The organism is Streptomyces sp. WM4235, assembly GCF_001279725.1.
Lineage (GTDB): Bacteria > Actinomycetota > Actinomycetes > Streptomycetales > Streptomycetaceae > Streptomyces.
Window position 1 is genome coordinate 1 of record NZ_LGDE01000050.1, and the last position, 9,091, is coordinate 9,091.

The following is a 9,091-nucleotide window of genomic DNA, read 5'->3' on the forward strand; positions in this document are numbered from 1 at the left end:
CCCACTACATCCCCCTCACCCACCTCCCCCTCACCCCCAACGGAAAACTCGACCGCAACGCACTCCCCACACCCGTCATCGCGGCTCGGCCGACCCCCGCATCGCCGGCGTCGGCGGTCGTCCCGGCCACCCCGTCGGGTACTCCGGAGCAGGTGCTGTGCGCCCTGATGGCCGAGGTCCTGGGATTGTCCGCGGTCGCCCCGGACGAGAACTTCTTCGAGCTCGGCGGCGACAGCATCATCTCCATCCGCCTGGTGAGCCTGGCGCGCAAGGCCGGGCTGACGGTCTCCGCCCGGCAGATCTTCCAGAACCCGACCCCGGCCGCCCTCGCCGCGTTGACCGCGCCCCGCGACGGCGCCCCGGCCGCCCCGGTCCGCCCGTCGGACGGCGGCCCGGGTCCGCTGCCGCTGCCGCCGGTCGCGCAGTGGCTCGCCGAGCGCGGCGGCCCGTTCGCCTCCTTCGCGCAGGCCAAGTTGATCCGGCTGCCCGCCGGCGTCCGACACCCGCAGCTGGTGTCCGCGCTCCAAGCGGTCCTGGACCACCATGACGCGCTGCGGATGAACCTGACCGTCCCGCGCCCCGGCGTGTGGAGCGCGGAGATCCGTGAGGTCGGTGCGGTGCGGGCCGACGCGGTCCTCGATCGCGCCGAGGCCGCCGGCCTGGACGACGCCGCGCTGCGGGCGTTGATCGGCGTCGAGTCGGGACGCGTCTCGGCGTCGTTCGACCCCGAGGCGGGCGTTCTCGTACGGGCGGTGCACTTCGACCGCGGTCCCGGCGAGGACGGCCGGCTGCTGATCGCCGCGCACCACCTGGCGGTCGACGAGGTGTCCTGGCAGATCCTCCTCCCGGACCTGCGGGCGGCGTACGAGGCGGTGGCCGCGGGTCGGGCCCCGGCCCTGGACCCGGTGGGCACCTCGCTGCGCGGCTGGACCACCCACCTGCTCGCGGAGGCGCAGCACCCGCGCCGCACCGCCGAGTTGGACCGTTGGCTGGCCGCCCAGCCGGGCGGGCCGCTGCTCGCCGACCGGCCGCTCGATCCGGGGACGGACACCGCCGCGACCGCGCGGAGCCTGAGCGTGCGGCTGTCCGCCGAGCGCACCGCGCCGCTGCTCCATGCGGTGCCCGCCGCCTTCCACGGCACGGTCGGCGACACCCTGTTGACCGCGCTGGCGCTCGTCGTCGGCGACCGGGCGGCCCGGTCCGGCCGCGCCGGCGCCGGCTTCACCGTGGACCTGGAGGGCCACGGGCGGGAGCAGGAGCTGATGCCGGGCGCCGACCTGACCCGTACGGTCGGCTGGCTCACCACCATCCACCCGCTGCGGCTGGCCGGCGGATCGTACGATCCGGCCGCCGTGCTGGCCGGGCGGGAGGACGCCGGGGCCGCGCTCAAGGAAGTGAAGGAGTTGCTGCGCGCCGTGCCCGACGGCGGGATCGGCGCCGGGTTGTTGCGGTACGCCAACCCGGCCGCGGCCCGGCTGTTCGATCCGTCGGCGCGCGCCGAGGTCCTGTGGAACTACCTGGGTCGCCAGACCGGGCGGACCGCCGACGCTTGGGGCCGTGCCGACGAGGCCGATGCCCTGTCGGCCCGCCCGGACCCGGACATGCCGCTCTCCCACGTACTGGAGATCACGGCGGAGATCACCGAAGGGGCCGACGGGCCGGAGCTGACGGCCACGTTTATCCGGGCCGGCGAGGCCCTTTCCGCCGGGACCGTCCAAGACCTCGCGGACGGCTGGCTGTCCGCCGTGAACGCCCTCGCCTCCTGGGCCGACGGCACCACCACCGGGGGGTACACCCCCTCGGACCTCGACCTGGTCGACCTCGACCAGGACCAGATCACCATGCTCGAAGAAATGTGGAGGGCCCAGCAGTGACGCAGGCGCGAATCGAGGACATGCTTCCGCTGTCCCCCTTGCAGCAGGGCATGCTGTTCCATTCCGTGTACGACCAGAGCGCGCCCGACGTCTACACCGTGCAGGTCACCGTCACCCTCGCCGGCCCGGTCGACGCGGACCGGCTGGAGCGGGCCGGGGCCGCGCTGCTGCGCCGCCACCCCAATCTGCGGGCCGGGTTCTGGCACGAGGGCGTTCCCCAGCCGGTGCAGTTCGTACCGGCCGAGGTGACCTTCGCCCTGAACCGGGTGGACCTGAGCGACGACCCCTCCGCGTCGGCGGTGCGCCGGGTGGAGCGGTCCGAGCTCAACCACCGCTTCGCCCTACACCGCCCGCCGCTGCTGCGCCTGACGCTGGCCCGGCGGGACCCGAACGACCACCTGCTCATCGTCACGGTGCACCACATCCTGGTCGACGGCTGGTCGATGCCGCTGCTCGTCGGTGATCTGCTCGCCCTGTACGACAACGACGGCGACCTGGCCGCGCTGCCCTCGGTGCGCCCGTACAAGGAGTACCTGCGCTGGCTCAAGCAGCAGGACGCGCCGGCCGCCGAGGGGGCCTGGCGCACCGCGCTCGCGGGGCTGGAGGAGGCCACGTTGGTGGCGCCGGCCGACCCGTCGCGGACGGCGGTGCGGCCGGGCGTGCACCGGCTGGAGTTGTCGGAGCGTGCGACGGCCGGGCTGACTGCGGCCGCGCGGCGCATGGGGACCACGCCGAGCACCGTGATCCAGGCGGCGTGGGGTCTGCTGCTGGGCTCGTTGACGGGGCGCCGGGACGTGGTGTTCGGGCTGACGGTCGCGGGGCGGCCCGAGGAGATACCGGGTGTCGAGTCGATGGTGGGTCTGTTCATCACCACCGTCCCCGTCCGTCTCGCGGCGCGGCCGTGGGAGAGCGGGGCCGATCTGCTGCGCCGGTTCCGGGACGAGCAGAACGGGCTGCTGGCCCACCACCACCTGGGGCTGCGCCGGATCCAGAAGCAGGCGGGCGGCGGCGAGCTGTTCGACACGCTGGTGGTCATCGAGAACTATCCGGTGGACCCGTCGGCGAAGCCGGCCCTGTCCGACGGGGTGCGGGTCGCGGACGTGTCGGCGCGGGACGCCACGCACTATCCGCTGACGCTCGCGGTGTCGCTGGAGGAACGGGCCGAACTGGCCCTGGAGTACCGGCCCGACCTGTTCGACGCGCGGGCCGCGGCGGTGATCGCGGAGCGGCTGGCGGGTCTGTTGGAGCAGCTCACGACGGCGCCGCAGGCGCCGGTGGGCACCCTGGACCCGGTCACCCCGGGTGAGCGGGTCCGGTTGCGGGAGGGTTGGCGCGGCCGGGTCCGTGACGTGCCGGCGGGCACGGTCGCCGATCGGTTCGCCGAGCAGGTGGCGGCGACGCCCGACGCGTGCGCGGTGGTCGCGGGTGCGGAGCGGTTGACGTTCGCGGAGTTGGACGACCGGGCGGGTCGGTTGGCGGCGCTGCTGGCGGCGCGCGGGGTGGGCCCGGAGTCGGTGGTGGCGTTGGCGCTGCCCCGGTCGGCGGAGTCCGTCGTGGCGATCCTGGCGGTGCTCAAGGCGGGTGCGGCGTACCTGCCGATGGACCTGGACTATCCGGCCGATCGGCTCGCGTTGATGCTCGGGGACGCCGGGCCGGCGTGTGTGGTGACCGGGGGCGCGGCGACGGCGTCGCTGCCCGCGGCCGTGCCGGGCGGTCCGGAGCGGATCGTGCTGGACGCGCCGGAGATCCGTGCGGAACTCGCCTCCCGCGAGCCCGGGTTCACCGGCCCGCCGGTGGACGCCGAGCATCCCGCGTACGTCATCTACACCTCGGGCTCCACGGGCGTGCCCAAGGGCGTGGTGTTGACCGGCGGCGGGCTGGCGAACCTGTACGCCAACCACCTGACGGAGGTGTTCGGGCCGGCCGTGGGCGCCGCCGGCGGGAGACGGTTGCGTGCCCTGCACACCGCGTCGTTCAGTTTCGACACGTCCTGGGAGCAGTTGTTCTGGCTGATCGCGGGCCACGAGCTGCACGTCCTCGACGAGACGGGCCGGCGGGACGCGGAGTTCACCGTCGGCTATGTGCGCGAGCAGCGGATCGACGCGATGGACGTGACGCCGACCTACGCGCAGGCCCTGTTGGAGTGGGGTCTGCTCGATGACGGCCGGCACCGGCCCGGGCTGCTGTTGCTGGGTGGCGAGGCCGTGCCGGAGGCCGTGTGGACGGAGGTCCGCGCGGCCTCCGGGGTGATGGCGGTGAACCTGTACGGTCCCACCGAGTACACGGTGGACGCGCTGGCCGCCGACCTGTCGGTGTCGGCGACCCCGATCGTGGGCCGCCCCATCGGCAACACCGCCGCGTACGTGCTGGACTCGGCGCTGCGGCCCGCTCCGGCGGGCACCCCCGGCGAGCTGTACCTCGCGGGGCACGGCACCGCGCGCGGGTACCTCGGCCGGCCGGGCCTGACGGCCGGGCGCTTCGTCGCCGACCCGTACGGGCCCGCCGGGTCCCGCATGTACCGGACGGGTGACCTGGTGCGGTTGCGGCCGGACGGCGAGTTGGAGTTCCTGGGTCGGGCCGACGACCAGGTCAAGATCCGCGGCTATCGGATCGAGCTCGGTGAGGTGGAGGCGGCGCTCAGCGCCCTGGAGGGGGTGGCGACCGCCGCGGCCGTGGTGCGGGAGGACACTCCCGGGGTCAAGCGCCTCGTCGGTTACGTGACCGGGCGGGTGGATCCGGCGCGCGCCCGTGAACTCCTCGCGGCCCGGCTGCCGGACTATCTGGTGCCGGCGGCGATCGTGGTGCTGGACGTCCTGCCGGTGAACGTCAGCGGGAAGCTGGACCGCTCCGCGCTCCCGTCGCCCACGCTCGGCGGCGCCGAGGACTCCAGGGCCCCGCGCGACGACCGCGAGCGCGCGCTGTGCGCGGTGTTCGTCGACGTCCTGGGGTTGAGGTCGGCGGGGATCGACGACGACTTCTTCGCGCTGGGCGGCGACAGCATCGTCTCGATCCAGTTGGTCACCCGGGCCCGCAAGGAGGGCCTCGTCCTGACCCCGCGCGATGTCTTCGAGCACCGCACGGTGGCCCGGATGGCGGCCGCCGCCGGCGCGGCGGGCGACGGGCAGGGCGGATACCTGGCCGCCGACGGCCCGCTGGTGGAACTCGGCGAGGAGCAGCGGCGCCTGGTGGCCGCGGCGTTCCCGTCGGCCGAGGAGATCCTGCCGTTGGCGCCGCTCCAGGAGGGCCTGTACTTCCACGCGGTGTACGACGATCGCGCTCTCGACGTGTATCTGATGCAGAACTTCGTGGAGCTGCTGCACGAGGTGGACACGACGGCGCTGCGGGGGGCCTTCGAGACGATGCTGCGGCGTCACCCGAACCTTCGGTCCGGGTTCTGGCACGAGGGCCTGGAAGGTCCGGTGCAGGTGGTGCCTTCCGCCTGGGAGCTGCCCTGGCGTGAGCTGGACCTCGGCGATCTCGACGCGGATGCCCAGGAGGCGGCGCTGCGGGAGTTCTCGCTCGCCGACGCGGCGACCCGCTTCGACCTGGCCGCGCCGCCGTTGCTGCGGGTGACGCTCATCCGCTTCTCCGCGACGCGGTGGGTGCTGTGCGTGACCCAGCACCACATCCTGACCGACGGCTGGTCGGAGTCGCTGTTCTTCGAGGAGCTGTTCGCCCTGTACGGCAACGGTGGCGCGGAGGAGGCGTTGGCGCCGGTGACCCCGTACCGGGACTACCTGCGCTGGCTGGCCGCCGTCGACACCGAGGAGGCGGCCGGGGCCTGGCGGTCCCATCTGGCGGGGCTGGACCAGGGCACGCTGGTCGCGCCCGCGGACCCGGCCCGTCAACCGGTGACCGCGGAGGTGGTGGACCTGTCGCTGGACGAGGAGACCAGTGACCGGCTGCGGGCGTTCGCCCGGGGCTGCGGCATCACCTTGAACACGGTGCTGAGCACGGCGTGGGCGCTGTCGTTGGCGCAGATGACGGGCCGCGACGACGTGGTGTTCGGGGCGACGGTCTCGGGCCGTCCGGCGGACATCGCCGGGGTCGATCAGATGATCGGCATGTTCATGAACACGCTGCCGTTCCGGGTGTCGTTGCGGGCGGACGAGCCGCTGCGGGACCTGCTGGTGCGCGTACAGGCCGAGCACGCGGCGCTGCTGCCGTACCACTACGTGGGCCTGGGCCCCGTGCAGCGGCTCAGCGGCATCGGGCAGCTCTTCGACACCCTGTACGTGTTCCGCAACACCCCGCTGGACGACGCGGCCCGCGAGGAGGCGGTGGCCCGTCACCAGATCGGGTGGACGCACAGCGTCGACGGCACGCACTACCCGTTGACCCTGGCGGTGACCCCGGGGCGGGCCCTGGAGCTGACGCTGGCCTACCGGCCGGACCTGTACGACGAGGCGGCCGCCCGGCTGCTCGCCGACCGGCTGGCCCTGCTGGTGGGTCAGCTCTCGGACGGCGGTGCGCACCCCGTCGGCCGGCTGGCCACGCTGGGGGCCGGGGAGCGGGCGCTGCTGCTCGCCAAGGGCGACGACATGGGCCACGAGGTCCCGGACACCACGGTGATCGACCTGTTCGCCGAGCAGGCCGCCCGCACCCCGGACGACACCGCCCTGGTGTTCGAGGACGAGCGGCTGACCTACGCGGAACTGGACGCCCGCGCGAATCGGCTGGCCCGGTTGCTGGTCGCGCGGGGCGCGGGGCCGGAGACGGTGGTCGCGCTCGGTCTGCCGCGTTCGGCGGACTTCGTCGTGGCGTTGTTCGCCGCACTCAAAACGGGCGCCGCGTACCTGCCGCTGGACCTGGACCACCCGGTGGACCGGCTGGCCACGATGGTGTCCGACGCGGCCCCGCTGTGCCTGGTGACGACCGCCCCGGTCGCGGACCGGGTACCGGTGGTCGAGGGCGTTCCCGCACTGACGCTGGACGCGCCGCGGACGCGGGAGGAGCTGGCCGCGCTGGCGGCGTCGCCGCTCGCGGAGTCGGAGCTGACCGGGGTGCGCGACGGCCGGCACCCGGCGTACGTCATCTACACGTCCGGTTCCACGGGACGCCCCAAGGGTGTCGTCGTGCCGTACGCGGGTCTGACGAACATGCTGCTCAACCACCGGGAGCGGATCTTCGCTCCGGCGGCGGCGCTGGCCGGCGGGCGCCGGATGCGGGTGGCGCACACCGTGTCCTTCGCGTTCGACATGTCGTGGGAGGAGTTCTTCTGGCTGGTCGACGGGCACGAGGTGCACGTGATCGGCGAGGAACTGCGCCTGGACCCGGCGGCGTTGACCGCGCACTACGACCGGGTGGGCATCGACGTCGTCAACGTCACCCCCTCGTACGGGCAGCAGCTCGTCGAGGCGGGGTTGCTGAGCCCCGACCGGCACCGGCCGACGCTGTTCCTGTTGGGCGGCGAGGCCGTGCCGGATTCCCTGTGGGAGCTGTTGAGGCGCACCGAGGGCACGATGGGCTACAACCTGTACGGCCCGACCGAGTACACGATCAACGCGCTGGGCGCGGACGTGGCGGACAGCGCCGGCTCGTGCGTGGGCCGGCCCATCCACAACACCCGGGCCTATGTGCTCGACAGCGCCCTGCGGCCGGTTCCGACGGGGGTGCCGGGCGAGCTGTACCTGGCCGGTGCCGGTCTGGCGCGCGGCTACTTCGGGCGGCCGGCGCTGACCGCGGAACGGTTCGTGGCCGATCCGTTCGGTGAGCCGGGCACGCTGATGTACCGCACCGGTGACCTGGTGCGGTGGCGGGCCGACGACTCGATCGACTACCTCGGTCGGGCGGACGACCAGATCAAGATCCGCGGTTTCCGGATCGAGCTCGGGGAGATCGAGTCGGCGGTCGCGGCGGCGCCGGACGTGACCGCCGCCGCCGTGACCCTGCACACGGGTGCGGGCGGGGTCCGTCGGCTGGTGGCCTACACGGTGATGTCGGCCGGGGCGGCCGGTGACGCGGCGGCGCTGCGGGCACACCTGGCGCGGAGCCTTCCGGAGTACATGGTGCCGTCGGCGTTCGTGGAGCTGGCCGCGATGCCGCTCACGGTGAACGGCAAGGTGGACCGGGCGGCGCTGCCCGCACCGGACTTCGGGCAGGCGGGCGTCGGCCGGCCGCCGAAGGACGCGCGTGAGGAACTCCTGGCGGGGATCTTCGCGGAGGTGCTCGGCCTGGAGCAGGTCGGGGTGGAGGACAACTTCTTCGAGCTGGGCGGGCATTCGCTGCTCGCGATGCGCCTGGTCGGCAGGATCCGGGACGCGCTCGGGCTGCCGGTGCAGGTGGCCTCGGTGATGGCCGCGCCGACGGTGGCGGACATCGCGGCCCGGATCGGTTCGGACGCCCGTCAGGGCGCGCTGCGGGTGTTGATGCCGCTGCGGGAGCGGGGCACGGCCGCGCCGCTGTTCTGCTTCCACCCGGCGTCCGGGTTCAGTTGGCAGTACTCGGGCCTGCTGCGGCACCTGGACGCGGACCGGCCGGTGTACGGCCTCCAGTCGCCGGGGCTGTCCGGCCCGCAGCCGGACGTCGCGGACGTCGCGGAACTGGCCGAGCTCTACCTGGCGGAGATCAGGACGGTGCAGCCCGAGGGGCCGTACCACTTCCTGGGCTACTCCTTCGGTGGCACCGTCGCGCAGACGCTCGGTGCGCTGCTCCAGGAGCGCGGCGAGGAGGTGGCGTTCCTCGGCCTGTTGGACGCGTACCCGCCGGAGACCGAGGACTGGTCGTACGTGGACGACCCGGACTGGCGGGAGCGTCTGGAACGGGAGGAGAGCGGGTTCCTGCTGTCGGTGGCCGGTCTGGAGGGGCCCGCGGACGGTGAGCCGGTGGACCGTTCGGAGGCGGTGGCCGCGATCCGTGACAGCCAGGGCCTGCTGGCCGGCTTCGACGAGGACCTGTTGGAGTCGATCGTCTCCACCAACGTGCACTGTGTACGGCTGCTCTCGCGCAGCCGGACCCGCCGGTTCCGGGGTGACGTGCTGTTCTTCACGGCCGCCCGCACGACGCCGGCGGACGAGGCGCCCGCCCGGGTCTGGCCGCCGTACCTCGACGGCCGCCTGGTGGAGCACGTCCTGGACTGCTCGCACGACGAGCTGATGTCCCCGGCCGTGTCGGCGCGGGTCGGGCCGGTGCTGGCGCGGGCGCTGGCCGCCCTGCCCGTCCGGGGGTGACGAGGGGGCGGGTGGGACGGGCCGAGGTCCGCTCCCACCCGCCCCGGG

General features: G+C 73.9%; 2 protein-coding genes. Both read left to right on the forward strand.

What is annotated here, in order from left to right; genetic code table 11:
• Nucleotides 1-1,874: condensation domain-containing protein (locus tag ADK55_RS06635; RefSeq protein ID WP_234349925.1), on the forward strand; the 1,874-nt coding region annotated here is incomplete at its 5' end.
• A 20-nt stretch (nt 1,875-1,894) separates the two neighbouring features.
• The gene (locus tag ADK55_RS06640) at nt 1,895-9,043 is read left to right on the forward strand and encodes an amino acid adenylation domain-containing protein (RefSeq protein WP_053676527.1); all 7,149 of its coding nucleotides are present in this window, start codon (nt 1,895-1,897) and stop codon (nt 9,041-9,043) included.
• Nucleotides 9,044-9,091 lie beyond the last annotated feature (48 nt).

Excerpts from the sequence above, each read along its gene's own strand:
- ADK55_RS06640 (WP_053676527.1), top strand. The coding sequence starts at position 1,895 with ATGCTTCCGCTGTCCCCCTTGCAGCAGGGCATGCTGTTCCATTCCGTG.